The organism is Citrobacter amalonaticus, from assembly GCF_002918555.1.
Taxonomy (GTDB): domain Bacteria; phylum Pseudomonadota; class Gammaproteobacteria; order Enterobacterales; family Enterobacteriaceae; genus Citrobacter_C; species Citrobacter_C amalonaticus_A.
The window spans coordinates 985,452-1,006,364 of record NZ_PQMB01000001.1; the positions used below are offsets into that span (position 1 = coordinate 985,452).

The 20,913-nt window shown below is 55.7% G+C and carries 16 protein-coding genes; 1 reads left to right on the forward strand and 15 read right to left on the reverse strand.

The genetic code is table 11. From position 1 onward, the window contains the following. The 11 genes from C3432_RS04905 to C3432_RS04965 form a co-directional block, all read right to left on the reverse strand. Positions 1-222: a zinc ribbon domain-containing protein gene (locus C3432_RS04905; protein WP_103775527.1), complete on the reverse strand. Its 222-nt coding sequence runs from the start codon at positions 220-222 to the stop codon at positions 1-3. 60 nt (positions 223-282) lie between these two features. After that, the gene (der, locus tag C3432_RS04910) at positions 283-1,755 is read right to left on the reverse strand and encodes a ribosome biogenesis GTPase Der (RefSeq protein ID WP_103775528.1); all 1,473 of its coding nucleotides are present in this window, start codon (positions 1,753-1,755) and stop codon (positions 283-285) included. A 118-nt stretch (positions 1,756-1,873) separates the two neighbouring features. Beyond that, positions 1,874-3,052 (reverse strand): outer membrane protein assembly factor BamB, encoded by a 1,179-nt coding sequence (bamB, locus tag C3432_RS04915; RefSeq protein WP_103775529.1) that lies wholly within the window; start codon positions 3,050-3,052, stop codon positions 1,874-1,876. A gap of 10 nt (positions 3,053-3,062) precedes the next feature. Continuing rightward, on the reverse strand, positions 3,063-3,683 hold the full coding sequence (locus C3432_RS04920) for a YfgM family protein (RefSeq protein ID WP_103775530.1): 621 nt from the start codon (positions 3,681-3,683) through the stop codon (positions 3,063-3,065). 13 nt (positions 3,684-3,696) lie between these two features. Beyond that, positions 3,697-4,971 carry a histidine--tRNA ligase gene (hisS, locus tag C3432_RS04925; RefSeq protein ID WP_103775531.1) on the reverse strand — a complete coding sequence of 425 codons (1,275 nt, stop codon included), beginning with the start codon at positions 4,969-4,971 and terminating at the stop codon, positions 3,697-3,699. A gap of 110 nt (positions 4,972-5,081) precedes the next feature. Next, the gene (gene ispG / locus C3432_RS04930; RefSeq protein WP_103775532.1) at positions 5,082-6,200 is read right to left on the reverse strand and encodes a flavodoxin-dependent (E)-4-hydroxy-3-methylbut-2-enyl-diphosphate synthase; all 1,119 of its coding nucleotides are present in this window, start codon (positions 6,198-6,200) and stop codon (positions 5,082-5,084) included. A gap of 26 nt (positions 6,201-6,226) precedes the next feature. Then, a complete protein-coding gene (rodZ, locus tag C3432_RS04935; protein WP_103775533.1) occupies positions 6,227-7,216 on the reverse strand; it encodes a cytoskeleton protein RodZ in 990 nt (329 codons plus the stop codon). Positions 7,217-7,506: 290 nt separating this feature from the next. Then, positions 7,507-8,673 carry a bifunctional tRNA (adenosine(37)-C2)-methyltransferase TrmG/ribosomal RNA large subunit methyltransferase RlmN gene (locus tag C3432_RS04945; protein ID WP_103775535.1) on the reverse strand — a complete coding sequence of 389 codons (1,167 nt, stop codon included), beginning with the start codon at positions 8,671-8,673 and terminating at the stop codon, positions 7,507-7,509. Positions 8,674-8,994: 321 nt separating this feature from the next. Continuing rightward, complete coding sequence (gene ndk, locus C3432_RS04955) at positions 8,995-9,426, reverse strand: nucleoside-diphosphate kinase (RefSeq protein WP_103775537.1); 432 nt, start codon at positions 9,424-9,426, stop codon at positions 8,995-8,997. A 209-nt stretch (positions 9,427-9,635) separates the two neighbouring features. After that, positions 9,636-11,948 (reverse strand): peptidoglycan glycosyltransferase PbpC, encoded by a 2,313-nt coding sequence (gene pbpC, locus C3432_RS04960; protein ID WP_103775538.1) that lies wholly within the window; start codon positions 11,946-11,948, stop codon positions 9,636-9,638. Beyond that, positions 11,949-16,883: an alpha-2-macroglobulin family protein gene (locus tag C3432_RS04965; protein WP_103775539.1), complete on the reverse strand. Its 4,935-nt coding sequence runs from the start codon at positions 16,881-16,883 to the stop codon at positions 11,949-11,951. 207 nt (positions 16,884-17,090) lie between these two features. Here C3432_RS04965 and sseA point away from each other — a divergent pair, with 207 nt between their 5' ends. Further along, positions 17,091-17,933, forward strand: coding sequence for a 3-mercaptopyruvate sulfurtransferase (sseA, locus tag C3432_RS04970; RefSeq protein ID WP_103775540.1), 843 nt, complete (start codon positions 17,091-17,093; stop codon positions 17,931-17,933). Positions 17,934-18,018: 85 nt separating this feature from the next. On the opposite strand, the gene sseB is transcribed toward sseA, so the two are convergent. The 4 genes from sseB to fdx form a co-directional block, all read right to left on the reverse strand. After that, positions 18,019-18,795: an enhanced serine sensitivity protein SseB gene (gene sseB / locus C3432_RS04975; RefSeq protein WP_103775638.1), complete on the reverse strand. Its 777-nt coding sequence runs from the start codon at positions 18,793-18,795 to the stop codon at positions 18,019-18,021. Between the two features lie 107 nt (positions 18,796-18,902). Further along, positions 18,903-20,186, reverse strand: a complete 1,284-nt coding sequence (gene pepB / locus C3432_RS04980; protein WP_103775541.1) for an aminopeptidase PepB — start codon at positions 20,184-20,186, stop codon at positions 18,903-18,905. Positions 20,187-20,365: 179 nt separating this feature from the next. Beyond that, complete coding sequence (gene iscX / locus C3432_RS04985) at positions 20,366-20,566, reverse strand: Fe-S cluster assembly protein IscX (protein WP_103775542.1); 201 nt, start codon at positions 20,564-20,566, stop codon at positions 20,366-20,368. An 11-nt stretch (positions 20,567-20,577) separates the two neighbouring features. Continuing rightward, positions 20,578-20,913, reverse strand: a complete 336-nt coding sequence (gene fdx, locus C3432_RS04990) for an ISC system 2Fe-2S type ferredoxin (protein ID WP_103775543.1) — start codon at positions 20,911-20,913, stop codon at positions 20,578-20,580.

A 20,913-nucleotide genomic window follows, 5' to 3' on the forward strand; every position in this document is an offset into this window, starting at 1 on the left:
TTATTCGTTAATAAGGGCAAACTCAACGCGTTTTTTTGAAATAAGACCGTGACCATTCTGGCAAAAATAATCTACCGCGCCGCACGCTTTTAAAACCTGCAGGGGATGATGGCAATCAGGGCATCGTGCTTCAAGAGCGAAGTCTTTATTACACGTCGCACAATGCGCGATTTCGCCATTGCGTTCCAGCGAGTTTTGACAGACGGGACAGATGAGTTCCATCCAACCTCCTCACATTCCGGTTGATGATCCCCTCCCCGAATGGGGAGGGGGAAAGTCTGGTTACTTACTTTTTTTAATGTGTTTGATCAGTCGTTTACGCTTACGCATCTGAGTTGGGGTCAGCGTATTGCGTTTGTTCGCATACGGGTTTTCACCCTCTTTGAACTGAATACGAATCGGCGTTCCCATCACTTCCAGCGATTTGCGGAAGTAGTTCATCAGATAACGCTTGTAAGAATCCGGCAGGTCTTTTACCTGGTTACCGTGAATCACCACAATCGGCGGGTTGTAGCCACCAGCATGAGCATACTTCAGCTTCACACGACGTCCACGCACCAGCGGCGGCTGGTGATCTTCAGCAGCCATCGTCATGATACGGGTCAGCATCGCGGTGCTGACGCGGCGGGTGGAACTGTCATACGCTTCGCGTACCGATTCAAACAGGTTACCCACACCGCTACCGTGCAGCGCGGAAATGAAGTGCACACGTGCAAAGTCGATGAAACCCAGACGGAAGTCCAGCGTCTCTTTAACCTGCTCTTTCACTTCCTGCGTCAGACCGTCCCATTTGTTGACCACAATGACAAGTGAGCGCCCACTATTGAGAATAAAGCCCAGCAGCGACAAATCCTGATCGGAAATCCCCTCACGAGCGTCAATTACCAGCAGTACAACGTTGGCATCTTCAATTGCCTGCAACGTTTTGATCACTGAGAATTTTTCTACCGCATCGGTAATTTTTCCACGCTTGCGCACGCCCGCAGTGTCTATCAACACATACTCACGCTCATCGCGTTGCATCGGGATGTAGATGCTATCGCGCGTGGTTCCCGGCATGTCATAGACCACCACACGCTCTTCGCCGAGGATACGGTTAGTGAGTGTGGACTTACCTACGTTCGGACGACCGACAATCGCCAGCTTGATCGGCAGATCCTGCGGATTGAAATCATCTTCCGGCTCTTCTTCACCGTTCTCTTTTGCTTCGAACTGCGCCCAGTACTCCGCATCTTCATCAACTTCTTCCTGCGGCGAGGTATCGTCCATCCACGGCAGCAGCACGTGTTCCAGCAGGCTCAACACGCCACGACCATGAGAAGCGGCAATCGGGTGGATCTCCCCCAGACCGAGCGCATAGAAATCCACAATCGCCTGATCCGGATCGAGTCCATCGGTTTTGTTGGCAACAAGGAAAGTCGGTTTTTCACGGGAACGGAGATGCCTGGCGATAGCTTCATCGGCTGGCATCAGGCCAGCACGCGCATCCACCATAAACAGCACCACATCCGCTTCTTCAATCGCCAGCAGCGACTGTTCAGCCATTCGGGTTTCCACACCGTCTTCGGTGCCATCGATACCGCCAGTATCAATGCAGATAAACTCGCGGCCTTCAATCTCCGCACGACCGTACTTACGGTCACGAGTCAGACCCGGGAAATCCGCAACCAGCGCATCCCGGGTACGGGTTAGACGGTTAAATAACGTGGATTTTCCGACGTTAGGGCGCCCGACAAGCGCGACCACAGGTACCATGTTTAAAGCCTCATTTTAAAAATCATCAGACAACAGGCGTCTTTTTTACGCCGTTGTTAAAAACAGTAAAACGGCCCCTGCACCAGGAGCCGTTTTTTAAAGCGAACGACCGGAACGATTAACGTGTAATGGAGTACACGGTACCGTCTTTCGCCTGGATCAGCAGTTTGCCGTCGGCAGAGACCGGTTCAGTCAGGAAGCCGGAACTGTCAACTTTCTGCTGGGCCACAAAGCGACCATCTTCAACGTTAATCCAGTGCAGGTAGCCTTCGCTATCACCAACCACCAGATTACCATTGTACAACGCCGGAGAGGTCAGCAGGCGGTGCAGCAGATCGCTTTGCGTCCACAGCGTTACGCCGCCATCGGTCGTCAGCGCCAGCACGCGATCATTCTGATCAACCAGGTAGATACGATTACCATCAACAATGAAATCATTCACCGAGCCCAGCTCGCGTTTCCACATAATCTGACCGCTGCGCAGATCCAGCGCCGTCAGGTTACCATTATAAGCCAGCGCATAAACGACGCCATTGACGATAACCGGCGTCGTGTCAACATCGCTCAGGCGATCAATTTCAGTAGATCCGGTCGCCTGAGAGATACGCTGTTGCCAAATCATCTGGCCTTGCTGCATCAGCACGGCGCTGACGCGACCGTTATCGCCGCCCACAATCGCTGCACCGAATGCGGTCGCCGGAGCAGACTCGCCGCGCAGTGACAGAGAAGGCATATCCAGGTTAACGGTCCACTTAATCGCACCATCGGCCTCGTTAAGCGCCTGCAGCTGACCGTTGCTGGTATGAATCAGTACCAGACCATCGCTGATGACTGGACGAGAAAGCGCTTCACCCGCCACTTTCGTCTGCCACGCCACGGTGCCGTCGGAGGTGTTCAGCGCATACACCTGCGCTTTTTCACTGCCGATATAGATGTGACCACCAGAAACAGCCACGCCGCCGGAAAGCAGCGCAGGTGCGCGGGAGAACCAGCCATCTTTCTCACCCAGATTAACGGACCAGACCTCTTTGCCATCATCTGTGTTCAGCGCTTTCACCAGGCCTGCGCGGTCTGCGGCATAGACGACGTTATCCGCAAGAGCAGGATGAAGATTGGAGTAGAACTCGCCAATCCCGTTCCCTACAGACGTGCTCCATGCTGTAGACGGGGTAAACTGGTTTTCAACCACCGGTAATGGGGACATTTTTACAACGTCTTCTTCGCCACTAAACAGTGAGCAGCCGCTCAACAGGGTAACAGAAAGCAGTCCTGGCAGAAGTAATTTACGCAATTGCATCGGGTCCCTCTCAGATGGACAAATTATTGATTTTCATCTGCATCATTTCGCTCAGCGCTGGGGAGGCGTTGCTCTGCACGCCAGCTTCCCATGCGCTACGCGCGCCTTGTTTATCGCCTTTACTCAGCAACGCTTCGCCACGCAGGTCAGCCACAATGGCCGCCCACCCCTCACCTTTAACGGTATCGAGGGTTTTCAGCGCGGTGTCCACCTGCTTAAGCTGCACCTGAACGCGGGCAAGACGCAGATTGATCACGGCTTTGAGATTCTCGTCGCTCGCGGCTGCCAGTCCTTGTTGTAGCTGGGTTGCGGCTTTCTCAAGTTCATTTTGGTCAACAAACTGCTGCGCAAGCTCCATAGAAGCGAGCGCGCCGTAAGTATTTTTATTCTCTGCGGCAAATTTCTCCGCCGCAGTCAGGCTTTCCGGTTTCCCTGCGCTAATCGCAGAGACCGCATTTTGGTATGCCAGAGAAGCAGAACGTGCGGATTCAGTCTGATGACTGGTCCAGTAGCGCCAGCCAATCAGAGCGCCAACCCCTAAAATCACCCCAACAGCCAGTGCTTTGCCGTTTTCAGCAAAGAAACGTTTAATTGCATCAACCTGGTCGTTTTCGTTCTCGTAAATTTCCACGCTGTCCTTCTCCTTAGCCCAATAACGTGCGCAAATGCGTCGCAACGCGGTCCTGCGCGACTGCCGTTTGCTCACCGGAGCGCAAATCCTTCACTACAACGGTACCGTCAGCCACTTCGGACTCACCGAGAACCAGTGCAACGCGGGCGCCCCACTTATCGGCGCGGGCAAACTGTTTCTTAAAGTTGCCGCCGCCGTGGTTTGTCATCAACTTCACGCCAGGGATTTCATCACGCAGACGTTCCGCCAGTGTCATTGCCGCAGACTGCGTATCCGCACCTGAAGCGACCAGGTATATATCGACAACAGGATCGGCATTAAATTCCGGATTCACGGCCTGAACTAACAAAACAAGTCGTTCAAGGCCCATTGCAAAACCTACCGCCGGCGTCGCACGACCGCCTAATTGCTCCACCAGACCATCATAACGACCGCCCGCACACACGGTACCCTGTGAGCCCAGGCTGTTGGTCACCCACTCAAAGACGGTACGGTTGTAGTAGTCAAGACCACGCACCAGGCGCTGGTTGACGGTATAGGCAATCCCCGCCGCCTCCAGTAATTTGCACAACCCGGCAAAGTGCTCGCGAGAGTCGTCGTCCAGATAGTCGCCCAGAGCAGGCGCATCATTGAGCAGCGCCTGCACGTCCGGATTTTTGGAATCCAGTACGCGCAGCGGATTGGTGTACATGCGGCGTTTGCAGTCTTCGTCCAGCTTCTCTTTATGCTGTTCAAGGAATGCCACCAGCGCATCGCGGTAGCTGGCTCGTGCATCAAGTGAACCAATGGAGTTCAGTTCAAGACTGACGTGTTCAGCGATACCTAAAGCACGCCACCAGCGCGCAGTGAGCATAATCAGTTCCGCATCAATATCCGGCCCCTGAAGACCAAATACTTCGACACCCAGCTGATGGAACTGACGATAACGTCCCTTTTGCGGACGTTCGTGACGGAACATCGGCCCGATGTACCACAGACGCTGTTCCTGATTGTACAGGAGACCATGCTCGATGCCGGCGCGTACACAGCCCGCCGTCCCTTCAGGACGCAGGGTCAGGCTGTCGCCATTACGGTCCTCAAAGGTATACATCTCTTTTTCAACCACGTCAGTGACTTCACCGATCGCGCGTTTGAATAACGGGGTCTGCTCTACAATCGGCAAGCGGATTTCACTGTAACCGTAGCTGCCGAGCACGTTTTTGAGTGTGCCTTCAATGCGCTGCCAGATGGCGGTTTCGCCAGGCAGGTAATCGTTCATGCCGCGAATGGCTTGAATGTTTTTTGCCACGTTTATTCTCTTTCTGAATATAAAAATGAACCCTCAGCGCTTCCCTAAACGATACGGGAGCCATGCGGGTTCAATCATACACGGGAAGCACGCCGCTTCCCAACACGTTATTATTTTTCAACCTGCTGTACGTCAATACGACGGGCTTCATCCAGGATACTCGCTTTCGCGCGAATACGGGCCTCAAGCTGCGTAATCATATCCTCATTGTCGAGGCGATCTTTACGCACGCCGTCTTCATACAGGCCGCTTTTCTTATTGCCGCCCGTCACGCCCAGCGTGGAAACCAGCGCTTCGCCCGGTCCATTTACCACGCAGCCGATGATCGAAACGTCCATTGGCGTGATGATATCTTCCAGACGCTGCTCCAGCGCGTTCACCGTACCGATGACGTCAAATTCCTGGCGAGAACAGGTCGGACAGGCGATAAAGTTTATCCCGCGTGCGCGAATACGCAGCGATTTCAGAATATCGAAGCCCACTTTAATCTCTTCCACCGGATCGGCCGCCAGAGAGACACGCAGCGTATCGCCGATCCCTTCGGATAACAGCAGCCCCAGGCCGATCGCCGATTTCACCGCACCGCTGCGGGCGCCACCGGCTTCGGTGATCCCCAGATGCAGAGGCTGATCGATCTGTTTGGCCAGCAGGCGATAAGACTCCACCGCGAGGAAGACATCAGAGGCTTTAACGCTGACCTTGAACTGATCGAAGTTCAGACGATCGAGATGATCCACGTGGCGCATGGCGGATTCCAGCAGCGCCTGCGGCGTCGGCTCGCCGTATTTTTCCTGTAGATCTTTTTCCAGCGATCCGGCATTAACACCGATACGGATGGGGATATTTTTATCGCGAGCGCAGTCCACCACCATGCGGATGCGTTCTTCATTGCCGATGTTGCCCGGGTTAATGCGCAGACAATCGACGCCGTACTCCGCCACTTTCAGCGCAATACGGTAGTCAAAGTGGATATCGGCAACCAGCGGGACAGAAACCTGCTGTTTGATGAGCTTAAATGCCTCTGCGGCATCCATCGTCGGCACAGAGACACGGACGATGTCTGCGCCAACGCGTTCCAGCGCTTTGATCTGATTGACCGTCGCTTCCACATCCGTGGTTCGCGTATTGGTCATTGACTGTACAGCGATGGGAGCCCCATCGCCAATCGGCACATTCCCAACGTAAATGCGTGTCGATTTTCTACGTTGAACTGGAGCCTGGTTATGCATGAAAAATCTCCCGCGTTACCCGTCTGTTACTGCGCCGGTGATTGTTCGGCATTAACGGTAAGACGTGCAACCTGGTTAGTTCTGATAAAACGGCTCAGATCGACTGGTTTTCCTTGATACTGGATCTGTACCGCAGCCGGAGCGCCAATTTTAAGCTTATACGGCGCCTGACCGGTTAGATTTAAAGTGCCATCTTTACGCTGCATACCGCTGAATAGCTTTTTCCCTGTGGCGTCAGTGACTTCCAGCCAGCAATCAGCCGTAAAGTTCATCACCAGCGCATTTGGATCAGCCGCAGGGGTCGCAACACTGGCCCGATCGTCAGGCAACGGTGCGGCAACGCCTGGTGCTGCTGGCGTCGTCGGGGTGGTGGTTGCAGTATCAACGTTCGCCTGGGAAGGTGAAACAACAGCATTCTGCTGTGGATCTACGGCAGGTGCAGTCGTTAAGGGCGTTGTGGTTTGCGCAGTATCCGCAGGCGCTGATGTAGTACTCTGGCCTGCCGGTTCACTGGTATCCAGCGGTACGCTTTGTGAATTATCGCCGTTAGCATTCAGTTCCGCAGAAGATTGATCGGCCATTGTGGTGATCTCTTCCTGCTGTGCCTTATGGTTTTGCCACCACCATGCACCAGTCAGGCCAACGACCACAAACAGCACCAGCCAGGTTAAGGTCATTAACCAGCCGTCGGGTTTCTTACGGCGTTTGCCTAAAGAAAAACTCTGCATCGGCGCCACGTTGGCAGGGCGTATCGGAGCCTGTTTTTCCAGCCCGGGCAGCAGTTCTTCTTCTGGAATATGCACCAGGCGCGCATAAGAGCGGATGTAGCCGCGCAGGAATGTTGAAGCAAGGTCCGCAGGCGCCTTATCTTCTTCAATATCACGTACTGTGGAAACCTTCAGGCAAAGTCGCTCAGCGACAGCCTGCTGGCTGAGTCCAAGTTGTTCACGGGCATTACGCAGACGAACGCCGGTGGTTTGTGCTTCATTTTGGTCGTGAGTGGCTTCAGTATTCATTCGCTACAGCTGCTGCTACGTAAATTGGGTTCAGGCGCCGGTGAGCCATAATGCCCACCCACACCGCGAAACATCTGGTCAGTTAACCTTAGTTGCCCAGTATAAGCCTGTCAGGTTTCTCATGACAAAACAGCTTAAACCCCAAGGCTATAAACTATTGTTGCACCGCTACATACTGCCCTAAAGTCGGCGAAAACGCACCGTTATTATTGACCAGACAAGTGCAACTTAAGACCTCATTCAAATAACCTTGCGCCACGGTACAATAAATAACGGTGGCGCGGTCAACATCAAACCGTTTTGATGTCGATAGACTCACCCTGCATACGCTTGCGCAAAGTGCGTTTGGTACGGTCAATAACATCCCCAGCAAGCTGACCACAGGCGGCGTCAATGTCATCACCACGGGTTTTACGCACAATGGTGGTGAAGCCATAATTCATCAGCACTTTAGAAAAGCGATCGATGCGACTGTTAGAGCTACGCCCGTACGGTGCGCCAGGGAACGGGTTCCACGGAATCAGATTTATCTTACACGGCGTGTCTTTCAACAACTCCGCAAGCTGATGCGCATGTTCAGTACCGTCATTCACGTGATCGAGCATGACATACTCAATGGTCACCCGGCCCTGGTTGGCATTGGATTTCTCCAGATAGCGACGAACCGCCCCGAGGAACGTTTCGATATTGTACTTCTTGTTGATGGGTACAATTTCGTCACGAATTTCGTCATTCGGCGCATGCAGAGAGATTGCCAACGCAACGTCGATCATGTCGCCAAGTTTGTCCAGCGCCGGGACAACGCCGGATGTTGACAGCGTCACGCGACGTTTAGAAAGACCAAAACCGAAGTCGTCAAGCATGATCTCCATCGCCGGAACGACGTTGGTCAGGTTAAGCAATGGCTCACCCATCCCCATCATGACCACGTTGGTGATCGGACGCTGACCGGTTACTTTCGCAGCGCCAACAATCTTCGCCGCACGCCACACCTGGCCGATAATTTCAGAGACACGCAGATTACGGTTAAAGCCCTGCTGCGCCGTAGAGCAGAATTTACACTCCAGCGCGCAGCCTACCTGTGAAGAGACGCACAGCGTGGCGCGATCGTCTTCCGGGATGTACACCGTTTCAACGCGCTGATCGCCAACGGCAATCGCCCATTTAATCGTGCCATCTGAGGAGCGCTGCTCTTCAACCACTTCCGGCGCACGGATTTCCGCCACCTCTTTCAGCTTGCCACGCAACACCTTGTTGATATCGGTCATATCATCAAAGTTATCGCTGCAATAATGGTACATCCACTTCATCACCTGGTCGGCGCGGAAGGGTTTTTCGCCTAATTCTTTAAAAAACTCGCGCATCTGCTGACGATTCAGATCCAGCAGATTAATTTTTCCATCTTTGCCAGGAATTACCGGGGTGATGCTTTCAGGCGTGACAATTTGTTCAGACATAATCTATTCCGGCCTCGTTATTACACGTTATGGCCCCTGGAGGGTTGAAAAAGAAGCGCCCCGGTGAGCGGTGCTCGTCCAGGGGCGCTGCATTGTACAAATTCTGGCGCAAGGATGCCACGTCTGCACGAGACATTAGCAAAAATAATATTTGAATCGATAATTAATCTCCAAAGGATTTCGCGTTGCAAAAAGGCGGCAAGTTCGTGACAAATTCGTCGGGAACGAATCTGAACAGTCGAAGGCTGACCTTCGGCGAGAGACATGAATGAGCCAGGTAACTCGCAGCCAACGTATTTGCAGCGTGAAAGACGAAGGAGATTAACGGGTGCGCGGGCACACCTCGCCTTCACCGAAGAAATAAGCGATTTCACGTTTGGCAGACTCCAGAGAATCTGAACCGTGAGTACCGTTTTCAGTGAAGCTGTCAGCATAGTCTGCACGCAGGGTGCCGGCCAGGGCGTTAGCTGGGTTGGTTGCCCCCAGCAGGTCGCGATGGCGCTGAACCGCATTTTCGCTTTCCAGAACGGAAACCACGATCGGACCAGAGGTCATGAACTCTACCAGGCCATCAAAGAACGGCTTACCGTCGTGCTCAGCGTAAAAACCGCGCGCCTGCTCAACGGTCAGGTGCAGCATTTTAGTACCAACAATTTTGAACCCTGCTGCTTCAAAGCGCGCAAAGATACTCCCAATAACGTTTTTTGCCACCGCATTTGGTTTGATGATGGAAAAAGTACGTTCAATAGCCATGATTACCTCTGAAAGATGTTCTGTTGTTGTTTTCCCCTTCATACTTCAAGCCGCAGGTGTTTTGGTCTTCCTGCAATTTGAATGATTCAGGGGATATGTCTGGACGACCTGGCGCGGATTATAAAGAGCATCCGCGCTGTTGACTATTGATGAAGGTAACATTTTTTTAAAATAAGATGAGCATTGGCAACAAATTATCTCAGTATGGTCTACTGCAGAGTCAATCTCACCGTAGCCACCTGCCCGACATCGTCCATAACCAGCAGCTGATAGTCCCCTTTTTCTGTAAGGCGTAACGTGATACTCCGCCCACGCTCATCCAGCGGTTCGCCGTTGAGAAACCACCAGCGCGCTCCCGCGCCACCACTGCTCAGAATGGATAAACTCGCCTGCGAAGCGCCGGGTAAACGTTTCACAATCGCTCCATCACGCACGCCTGTCAGCTGTAGCGGTAAGGGAGATTCCTGCCTCAGCGGCGGACAGGAGGCGGACGCTGCGGGCAAACGCGCGGCGCGACGTTCAGAAGCGGGCAGCCAGGGTTCCAGCGGCAGCGGCCAGACAATCAGCGTCTGTTCAAGAGCCTGCGGACAATCCGCGGCCACGCGTTTTCCAGACGTATCCAGCCAGACGGGAAAACGGATCCCGCTGACCCCCTCCTGCTCCGGTAACAGTAATGTTGGCGGCTGGCTGCCATCCAGCAACCAGGTCGTCAGACGGCGACGGCAGTTGCTGTCTCCGGCGGGCAACGACTGTCCGCCCGGCCAACAGATAACACCACGGCTCACCGACTCAGGACGTGGATCTTCAGGCTGCTGCGTTGCCCGCGCCTGGAGCAGATTATTGACCTGGTTCAGGAGCGGTATTGCGCTGGCAAAACCAAATTGCCCGACAACGGGCGTTCCATCGGGCCTTCCGGTCCAGATACCAATCACATAGCGGGCATTAATCCCCATCGCCCACGCATCGCGATAACCGTAGCTGGTCCCTGTTTTCCACGCCAACGGCACAATGCGCGGCAGGGTATTATCCGGCAGAGGTTGCGCCTCGTCGGCCATAATTCGCCGGATGATCCACGCCGCACCGGTCGACATCAGCGGGCGTTCAAGCAGAGGGTCACCCGGCTGCAAACGCAATTTGCCTGCTTTACCATGACGGGCAAACGCACTGTACGCCGCCGTCATATCAGCAAGCCGCGCTCCCGCCCCTCCCAGAATCAACGACAGGTTCGGCGCCGCCCCGGCAGGCAGATACAAGGGCAATCCAACGTGACGTAATTTTGCGGCAAAACGTTTAGGGCCATACGCCTCAAGCACCTGTACCGCAGGCAAATTCAGCGAGCGAACCAGCGCCTCACTCATGCTGACTGGCCCATGAAAACCACTGTCGAAATTGCCCGGACGATAATCCCCGGTACGACGCGGCACATCCTGTAATAGCGAAGCGGGATGAATCAATCCCTCGTCCAGCGCCAACCCGTAGGCGAACGGTTTGAGCACCGATCCCGGCGATCGCACCGCCTCGACCATATCTACGTGGCCGAAACGCGTATCGTCATTCATATCGACCGATCCCACCCAGCCGCGCACGCTCATATCGGTATGATCGACAACGATCATTGCCAGCGAACTGCGTGCCGGGAGCCGCGCTTTCCAGTTTTGCGCCAGCTCCTCCAGCTGTCGTTGCAGGCCCACATCCAGCGTCGTCACAATCTTGTTACTTTTACTTTTGCCAAGCATCATCCGTGAGAACAGCGGCGCAAGTTGCGGCATCTGGCGGGGGGCCAGCCAGACAGGTTCTTCGCGGGACTCCTCTACCTGCTTATGGGGCCAGACTCCCTGTGTCGCCATCCGTTCCAGTACTTTGTCACGGGCGGCCTGCGCTCGCTCCGGCCAGCGATCGGGGCGCAGGCGGCTCGGTGCCTGCGGCAGTACCGCCAGCAAAGCCGCTTCAGAATAACTGAGCTGCGCCGGTGGTTTTCCCAGATAAGCCCAGCTTGCCGCGCCCACCCCCTGCAACGTTCCGCCGAACGGCGCACGATTAAGGTAAAGCGTCAGAATATCGCGTTTGGAGAGATGCCATTCGAGCTGGAGCGCGCGCCAGAGTTGACGGAACTTGCCGCCAAACGTACGCGGATGCGGATCCAGAAGTCTTGCGACCTGCATGGTCAGCGTGCTGCCGCCAGAAATTACGCGTCCGGAAGAGACGTCCTGCCAGGCAGCGCGTAAAACAGAAAGTGGATTGATCCCCGGATGTTGCCAGAACCAGCGATCTTCGTAGTTGATCAGCGCGTCGAGATAGCGGGGCGAGACATCTTCAATCGTCACCGGATAGCGCCAGATGCCCTCCGTGTCAGCAAAGCGCCACAGCGGCGTCCCGTCGCGGGCCACCACCACGCGAGCCGGATTCACTTCCCTGAGCGGGAGCGGCCAGATTTTATCTGCCGCCCAGGCGGCAGCAATAATAAGGAGCGGTGCGGCTGCCAGCCAGAGCCAGCAGCCACGCTTACGGCGTAAACGGATCATTTACGGTTTAACAATCAACAGATCCTCAGTTGAACCGGTTGCTCGCCATTGCGGAACATACATCGACTCCACCTGCGGCATCGGCAGCTGATATGTACCCGGCGTAACCGCTCGCGCCAGGTAGACAAGAGTAACCGGCTGACCGTCATTCACGGCTACCGCCGCCACGAAGCGATCGTCACGGAACTCCATATGCTGAATATCAGCCTGCTGCATCTGACTCAACAGATTCTGCACTTCGCTGCCGCTGTCCTGCAAACTGGCGCTACCGTTCGCCAGGTTCTGGTTTTCCAGCTCCAGCCCCGCAGGCAGCAGGTCCACCACCAGCGCATCCGGCACATTTTGACTGGCTTTCACCTCCAGCCAGACCAGCACCAGCTCGCCACTGCGCAGTGAGTCCAGCGATTTGCTGCGCCCATCGGTTCCCAGGATCTGGCGCTCAATTTTCAGCACATTGCTCGCAGGTGCAGGGACTGAGTGCGGATAACCACTCACATCCAGGCGCAGCCACAGCGGCTGACCGCCATTATTGGTGACCTGCAGCGCAGCCAGTTCGTCGGCATCCAGGTTACGGGTTTGCGCTTTATCCCCCGACAGCGGCTGCGCTGAGAGCGAGGTTTGCACCTGCCAGTTACCCGGCAGATCCTCCAGGGAACGGGCGGCGAGGAACAGCGCGTTGCTCTCCTGGGTTGACAGCCAGCGCTGGCCAAAAGCCTGCTCAGAGAGCGTATTTAACAGGGCGTTTTGCGCGTCTGGCTGCTGCTTGTTCTCTTCCAGCAACGATAACATCAGCGCGTTATCGCGAAGCGCGCTACCGTAATCCGCCATCCATTGACGTTCATCATTACGCGGCGTCTTGAGCGCCAGCGCTATGGCCTGCTCACTGCGATTCGCATCGCCCATATTTTTCAGCGCAATCCCCAGTTGCAGCAGCGGTAAGCCTGAAGTGGCCTGCCCGCGACGCTCCCAGATTTCACGCAGTACGCCAAGCGGCGCTTTCTGCTGACGCGCCAGCACCAGAGCGGCATACGCCTGAACGGCAAACTTGCTCGCCTGTGTATCATCGCTGTAGCGAATCGACATCATGCCCGGATCCTGCAGATAGCGCAGCAGACGTTCGTTACCCTGGTTAATCGCCTCTGTCGGGACGCTATAGCCTTGCTCGCCAGCGCGAACGAGGAAGTCCATCACATAAGCAGTAAGCCAGTACTCTTCCGGACCATTTTTATCCCACAGCGCAAAACCACCGTTATCACGCTGCATTTGCAACAGCCGTGAAATGCCCGTATCCACCGCGGCGCGACGTTTGTCATCCGTATCACCCGCAATACCCAGCGCTTTTAGCTGCGCGGCATTCGTATAAAGTGACGGGAACAGGCCGCTGGTGGTTTGTTCCAGGCATCCATATGGGTACGCCTTCAGCTCTCTGATATAACGCGCGAGGTTCAACGGCGGCTTGCCGCTGAACAGCAGCTGCCCCTGCACCGTCACCGGCGAGAAGTTTGTCAGCTCATCAGCGGGCATGTTCCACGTTTCGCCCGGCTGGAGCATCACGCCGTTATTGACCGTCTGCGCCGGGAACGCCGGACGTACGCCTATCTTCCACTGCTTATGCTGTGCACCGATGGTTTCTCCCGGCAGTTCCAGCCCCGTCAGCGTGGCCTGAAGTTCACCATCGCCAAAGCCCTCTTTCGCCCGAACGGGGATGAACAGCGTGGTACGCACGCCCGGCGCGAGATTTACCGGAGCAGGCTGTTCGCTAATCAGTTCCAGTAATCCACTGGCCGCCAGCGCAACATTGATGGTCTGCGGACGATCGGTCAGGTTGGTCACGTCCAGCACCAGACGCGAGGTATCACCGCCGGCCATAAAGCGCGGCATATTCAGTTCAGCAATCACCGGGGCAGCCACGACCACTTTGCTCTCGCTGTTACCGAAATCATCCGCTGTCCACGCCTGCGCCATTACCCGCAGTTCACCGTTGAAATCGCCAATCGGCAGGGTTACCGTCCCTTCGCCTTGTTCGTTCAGCGTGACCGGCTGTGCCTGCTGCGCCACGATATTGACGTGATTCACCGGTGGTTTACCGCCACGCTTCAGCTCGTCCCCATCGCCACCAAAGCGCAGCGCGGCCAGACGTCCCTGGCCTTCAATGACCTGACCGTAGATATCATAAATATCCGCGCCATAGCGTTTTTGCCCGAAGAACGCCTGCCACGGGTCTGGTGTAACGTAATCGGTGATATTCAGTACGCCGCTGTCTACCGCCGACACCAGCACGTTAACCTGTTTTGGCAGCTCGCCGTTTTTACTGGTGGCCTTAATCCTGACGGTCAGCGGTTGGTTCGGACGCATTTTGGCTGGCGTTTCCAGCGCCAGATCCAGACGACGATCTTCATCCCCCAGCGGCAGATGCAGCAGGCCGACGGCCCGCTTTGGCGTAGCCGAACGGGCTTTGTCGCCAGGACGCACCACCAGTGCGCTCAGATACAGGTCATGACGGTTCCAGTTTTTGTCGACCGGAACAGAAAGATCCAGACCGTTGGCCGGGACATCAATTTCCTGCCACCACAGCGGACCTTCGCTGGACTCCACCATCGCATAGCCTTTACCGGCCGCCGGTGCTGCGATATGCAGTTTTATGGTATCGCCAGGGCGGTAGGCCGGTTTGTCCAGCTTCAGCGTAACGCGATCCGGACGTGCCGCCCCGCTGCCGTCGCTGTTATCCTGCCAGCTGTAACCCGCCCAGAAGCGGACGCTGCTGACGGCATCGTTCGGCGCTTTCACCTCCAGACGATAAGCGCCCCACTCTACCGGGAAGGTCACTTTACCGGTTTCATCCGCTTTCAGATCCAGCGTCTGCTCACCTTCCACCAGATCCTTTTGATCGAAACGGGACGCCCAGCCTTCGCTCTCCGACCAGTTCCAGTAGTAGTCACGGCGCTCACGAATCAAACGCACCTGCAGACCGGAAACAGCGTGTTTAGCGCCCTGCGCATCCGCATATACAATGTCGAAAGAGGCGTTGCTGCCTTCATCGACGCCAGGCTGATTAACCGTCGTGTCCGTGCGATAGTCATACACCGTCTTCGAAGCAAACTGTGGACGAATACCCGGCAGAGTCTCCGCAGGCCAGATGGCCTGTTCCGCACGACGGGTTACCGGACGACCGCCAGACTCCAGCAGGCTGGCCTGTAAAACCACCTGTAACGGCGAGTGGGTATCACGCCACTGGCTTTCAGTGCTGACCTCGCCGCGTCCCCGATCGTTCAGCGTCAGCTGCACTTCATCCAGACTACGTGAGAGATTCTCTTCGGCAATGTTACCAAACTGGAAACCCGGCAATGCGGATACTGCTTCACGCAGAGGGCGCAGGAACAGCTGGCCCTGCAGCGCATTGCCATTGGCGGGCGCGCCATAGAGGTAGTAGCCGACTATCGAAAATTTCACCTCATCAGAGGGGGCAAGCGGCGTCTTCTGCCCGCTGAGATTGAGCGCCATCCGCTCAGGCATAAAATCTTCGACATGGAAGTCCCACATCCGCGATGGGTTGTCGCCGGTGTTGGCACGAATATGCCACATCCCCGTTGGCGCCCCGCTGTCCAGCGGATAGGTGAAACGATACAGGCCGTTCTCTGGCTGGCTGACCACCGTACGTAATACCTGACCGTCCGGCTTCACGACCTCCAGCTTGACGGGCTGATCGGGCAGCGTTTTGCCGTCGCTGTCGCGCAACACTCCGTTGAGGATCACCGTTTCCCCGGGGCGATAGAGATCGCGCGGACCAAACATAAAGAACTGCTTGCTGTAACCGGGTTCGCCCGCGATATCAAATTCGGCTAAGTCCAGCGCCGGTAATTTCAGATCCAGCAGCGTGGTCTGTCCGTCTTTACGCGCCAGCAATAGCGCCGCGTTTTTATCATTTTCCAGCTGCACGTGCCCCTGAGCGTCACTGGTAGCCTGCGCCAGCGTCTGCCCTTTTTCATTCAGCAGGACAACATCAATGCCCTGCTGCGCAGCGCCGTTTTCCAGGCTCTGGGTAAAGACATCAAGGCGATTCTGGTAACGGTGGGCCGAGACGCCAATATCGCTCAATGTAAACAGCGTGGCAGCATTGCTGTATTCGTACTGCCCGGCTTTGGTCATAACCGCCACATATACCCCTGCCTGCTGCAACGGCTTGATCTCGCCAATCGGCAACAGAAGCTTCTCGCGGGTATTACGTGCAGGATTCAGATCGAAACGCCCGGTGTACACCAGATCGGCCATTTTCAGCAGCGTTTCCGACTCCCAGTTTGAGAGTGAATTGCGGTATTCCCACTGACTGACAAATGCTGCCAGCGACTCAGGCTTCACGCGGAAGAAGTTAACATCTACGTTATTAACGTTCAGCGCCATTACCGGCAGGCCTTCCACCACTTTTCCCGGCAGCAGCGAGCCGCGACTGGCGAAGCCTACGCCTGGCTGCACGTCGCGGGTGGTAATGGTTTTTTCATAATTGATGCCAAACGTCGCGCTATTCAGCGCTTTCAAATCACGCTCTACGGTAACCACCAGGTCGCGATTGGGCTCCAGATGGCGTAAACGCAGCTCTTTCAGACTGGGGGAAAGCTCCCAGGCCCCATCGACTTTGCCGCTTTTCTTATCCACCAGATGAACGGTATGGGCAAAATCCTGTTCAGGATCCAACGGGACAGAGAAGGTCAGCACCAGGGTTGCCGCACCGTCCAGTTGTACCTCAGAGGCATCCAGCAAGGTAAGCGCTTTGCCCGTGCTTTGCTGCGCCAGCGTCCGGAGTTGTGCAGGATCTTTGTTGGCAGGCGCGGTCTGCGGCGCTTGCGTATCGTCTTGCGCGACCGTCGGTGTGTTATCGTTATTGTCGCACCCTGTCAGCGCCAGCATAAGTATGCAGGCGGCTACGCGTATGTGTTTCATTTTTCATCCCTGCCACAGTGGCTCGTTAGCAACGTAGAGTTACCATTATGCGTGAGTTTTTACGTTGTGTAAGTCTGTATCCTGTTTGCGTCGTCTCAATTTTCATGAGAAATGTGGTTTCGCCTGACAAATCAGCCTCTTTTACTTGTTCCTTTTCAGTAAACATCCGACAATTTGTCACTAATCTGGCAAAAAATGGAGACCCCCATGTCTACCTCCTGGTTTGTCGCCGCCGACTGGCTGGCAGAGCATATCGACGATCCGCAGATTCAAATTATTGACGCCCGTATGGCTCCCCCGGGACAGGAAGAGCGTGACGTCGCGCAAGAGTATCGCAGCGGGCATATTCCTGGCGCCGTGTTTTTCGATATTGAGGCGCTCTCCGATCACACCTCGCCGCTGCCGCATATGATGCCGCGCCCGGAGGCGTTTGCCGTCGCCATGCGCGAACTGGGCGTAGACCAGGATAAACACCTGATCGTGTACGACGAGGGAAACCTGTTCTCCGCGCCGCGCGCATGGTGGATGTTACGTACCTTTGGCGTAGAGAACGTCTCGATTCTGGGTGGCGGACTGGCGGGCTGGCAGCGCGACGAGCTGTTGCTCCAGGAAGGTGATGTGACATTGCCGGAAGGCGAATTTGACGTAGCATTTACGCCGGAAGCCGTGGTGCGGGTGACCGATGTGCTGCTGGCCAGCCATGAAAAAACCGCACAGATTGTCGACGCCCGCCCGGCGGCACGTTTCAATGCAGAAGTTGACGAGCCGCGTCCAGGTCTGAGACGTGGTCATGTGCCGGGTGCGCTGAACGTACCGTGGACGGAACTGGTGCGTGACGGGGAGCTGAAAACCACAGACGAACTGGATGCCATCTTCTTCAGCCACGGGGTGAGTTTTGACCGGCCAGTTATTGCCAGCTGCGGCTCCGGCGTCACGGCGGCGGTGGTTGTGCTGGCGCTTGCCACGCTGGACGTTCCCAACGTTGCGCTGTATGACGGCGCATGGAGCGAATGGGGCGCGCGTGGTGATTTGCCGGTCGAACCGGCTTAAGTTGCCATGCCGGATGGCGCTGACGCTAATCCGGCACTACAGTGCGGATTGATCCGGATGACGTAACGCCATCCGGCTACCGGGATCAGATAATGCGGTTGGCTTTAAAATCGCGCAGGAAGCCACCCCAGCGACGTTCATAGAACGGCGCGATGTGCTCGGTGATAAAGTGACTAATGCCCTTCTCCCCTTTCTTCACCTGACAGATATCAATCGGCTCATCGCCAGGCAACGTGTCCGTCGCCACGCTGCCCGCCGCATGAATGATCTCCTCAATATCGCCATCCGCCTCAATACCAATCAGCAGATTAGGTTGCGCATCCGCACTCTCTTTAATGGCGCAAATAAAAGCGCGCTTTACCGGTTTGATGGTTTTAAACAACGTGGTGAGTGAATCAATCATCTGCGCGGGCGGCTGCGCCACTTCAGAGAGGATGAGCGACTCGCCGCCCTCCAGCACTTCCTGCGTGCTGAGCGGGCTACCCTCTTCCCCCACCAGCAGGCTGATTTCACGCGGCATAAATTCTTTGCCCGTCGGCAGTCTGGCATTGAGGAACAGCGTCTCGCCGAGCGTCATTTCAAACAGCGTACGTACCGGCATGACGACAAACGCCTGCTCATCTTCCACCGCCTGCTGCAACGCCTCAGGCGAGGTAAAAAATGGGATCACGGTGGTGCCGTCTTCTTTTTCCCAGTGCTGAAGATCTAACGCGCTGTCTTCAACGATCGCTTCGCCTTCGGCGGCAGTGCCGGGCACCCAGACGGTAGATTCCAGTAAGGTACGGAAAAACGCCGGACGATGCGCAGGTTCGGTCGCCGCCAGCTCCAGCAGGGTCTCTAATTCGTTTTTGGTTTCGGACATAAGAACCACAAATTTAATGAACAGGTGTACAACTTCCAGGGCGGGTAAGCGAAACACCCGCGCCGTTAATTTGCCGGATGGCGCTATCGCTTATCCGGCTTACATTTTTATGCGGTCAGCAGATTCGCAATGGTACGCACACCCAAACCGGTCGCCCCGGCAGACCATTGCTCAACCGGAGCTTTACGGTAGGTCGCCGAGCAGTCGATGTGCAGCCAGCCTTCGTGATAGTTTTCCACAAAGTGCGACAGGAATCCCGCCGCCGTGCTCGCCCCGGCCGGATACGCCGCACTGCCCGTATTGTTCAGCTCCGCAAAGTTAGACGGCAGCTGACTGCGATGGAATTCCGCCAGCGGCAGGCGCCAGAACGGTTCGTTTTCCGCCGCAGCGCTCGCCAGCAGACGCCCGGCAAGCCGATCATCAAAACTGAACAGCGCGTGATAGTCATTACCCAGTGCCGTTTTCGCCGCGCCGGTCAGGGTTGCGGCATCAACGATCAGCTCCGGTTTTTGCGCGCTGGCATCAATCAGGCCATCTGCCAGCACCAGACGCCCTTCCGCATCGGTATTCATGATCTCCACGTTCTTACCGTTACGATAATGAATGATATCGCCCAGTTTGAACGCATTGCCGCTGATCAGGTTATCCGCGCAGCACAGATAAAGTTTGACGCGCGTATTCAGGCCACGGGTAATCGCAAACGCCAGCGCGCCGGTCACCGTTGCCGCGCCCCCCATGTCGGACTTCATGGAGTCCATAAACGCGCTCTGCTTGATGCTGTAGCCGCCAGAATCAAAGGTGATCCCTTTACCCACCAGGCATGCGTAGACCGGCGCTTCTTTATCGCCCGTCGGGTTGTAATCCAGCGCCAGCAGCACCGGCGGACGTTCCGAACCACGGCCCACGGTATGCAAACCCATGTAGTTTTGCTCGCGCAGATCTTCGCCTTTAGTAATGCGATACGAGACATGATCGCAGGCCACGCTGCACAGCAGATCCACCGCACGCTGGGCCAGCTGTTCTGGCCCCAGCTCTTCTGCCGGTGCGTTAATGGTATCGCGTACCCAGTCAATAATGGTCAGGCGGTTATTCAGCTCCTTCTGTGCCGCGTCATCCAGCTCCGGCCAGTCGATCTTACGAGTCCCTTTCGGGGCTTTATAGCCTTGCCAGAACGCCCAGCAGCGGTCTGCATCCCAGCCTTCGCCCGCCAGCTGTACATGTTTGATAGTCAGCCCGTCGATTTTCCGCGCCGCGCGCTGGATCAAACCGAGGTCGTCTTTACCGGTCAGGTGCAGAGTAATGCCGTCGTTATTGATGCTGTATGTCGCTTTCTCTCCCCAGCGGGCATCGGCAGGTTGCGTGGAAAGGGTAACTTTCATAGCTTCGGTCATTTTATTTATCCTTATTAGCAAACGGGCCACCCTTTGGCAGCCCGTTAGATTTTTTTCGCTAAATGATTTGCGTTGCTGGAAGGCGGCAAGTAAGCAAATCCCCTGGAGCATAGATGACTATGCGACTGGAGTGAGCGAACGCGGCCAACGCATCTGCAACGTGGATCATAACGCGAAAATTATTCGGCTTCGTCTAACCAGACTAGCAGAATCGCCTCCAGAATTTTTTCACTGGATGCGTCAGGATTGTCGTCAAAATCGTCCAGCTCGCAGATCCACTGATGCATGTCAGTGAAACGAACGGTCTTCGGATCGAGGTCCGGGAACGCGTCGTACAACGCTTCACCGATTTCGCGACTATCGGTCCACTTCAGTCCCATACTACCCTCTGTTAATGCTCACGCGCATGATTGATTGTGTAACGTGGGATTTCGACCACTAAATCTTCTTCAGTGACCCGCGCCTGACAGCTCAGGCGGCTCTCCGGCTCCAGTCCCCAGGCTTTATCCAGCATGTCGTCTTCTTCTTCCGTGCTTTCCGGCAGGGAATCGAATCCTTCGCGGACGACGCAGTGACAGGTGGTGCAGGCACAGGATTTTTCACAGGCGTGCTCAATTTCAATGCCGTTGCGCAGCGCAACGTCGAGAATGGTTTCACCGGTCTGTGCTTCCAGAACTGCGCCATCCGGACAGAGATCCTGATGAGGCAGAATAACAATCTTTGGCAT

What these genes read in the sequence shown, in the direction of transcription:
- sseA (WP_103775540.1), top strand. Translation starts at nt 17,091, where the DNA reads ATGTCTACCTCCTGGTTTGTCGCCGCCGACTGGCTGGCAGAGCATATC.
- sseB (WP_103775638.1), bottom strand. Translation starts at nt 18,795, where the DNA reads ATGTCCGAAACCAAAAACGAATTAGAGACCCTGCTGGAGCTGGCGGCG.
- C3432_RS04905 (WP_103775527.1), bottom strand. Translation starts at nt 222, where the DNA reads ATGGAACTCATCTGTCCCGTCTGTCAAAACTCGCTGGAACGCAATGGC.
- fdx (WP_103775543.1), bottom strand. Translation starts at nt 20,913, where the DNA reads ATGCCAAAGATTGTTATTCTGCCTCATCAGGATCTCTGTCCGGATGGC.
- pbpC (WP_103775538.1), bottom strand. Translation starts at nt 11,948, where the DNA reads ATGATCCGTTTACGCCGTAAGCGTGGCTGCTGGCTCTGGCTGGCAGCC.
- der (WP_103775528.1), bottom strand. Translation starts at nt 1,755, where the DNA reads ATGGTACCTGTGGTCGCGCTTGTCGGGCGCCCTAACGTCGGAAAATCC.
- bamB (WP_103775529.1), bottom strand. Translation starts at nt 3,052, where the DNA reads ATGCAATTGCGTAAATTACTTCTGCCAGGACTGCTTTCTGTTACCCTG.
- iscX (WP_103775542.1), bottom strand. Translation starts at nt 20,566, where the DNA reads ATGGGACTGAAGTGGACCGATAGTCGCGAAATCGGTGAAGCGTTGTAC.
- ispG (WP_103775532.1), bottom strand. Translation starts at nt 6,200, where the DNA reads ATGCATAACCAGGCTCCAGTTCAACGTAGAAAATCGACACGCATTTAC.
- ndk (WP_103775537.1), bottom strand. Translation starts at nt 9,426, where the DNA reads ATGGCTATTGAACGTACTTTTTCCATCATCAAACCAAATGCGGTGGCA.
- rodZ (WP_103775533.1), bottom strand. Translation starts at nt 7,216, where the DNA reads ATGAATACTGAAGCCACTCACGACCAAAATGAAGCACAAACCACCGGC.
- C3432_RS04965 (WP_103775539.1), bottom strand. Translation starts at nt 16,883, where the DNA reads ATGAAACACATACGCGTAGCCGCCTGCATACTTATGCTGGCGCTGACA.
- pepB (WP_103775541.1), bottom strand. Translation starts at nt 20,186, where the DNA reads ATGACCGAAGCTATGAAAGTTACCCTTTCCACGCAACCTGCCGATGCC.
- C3432_RS04945 (WP_103775535.1), bottom strand. Translation starts at nt 8,673, where the DNA reads ATGTCTGAACAAATTGTCACGCCTGAAAGCATCACCCCGGTAATTCCT.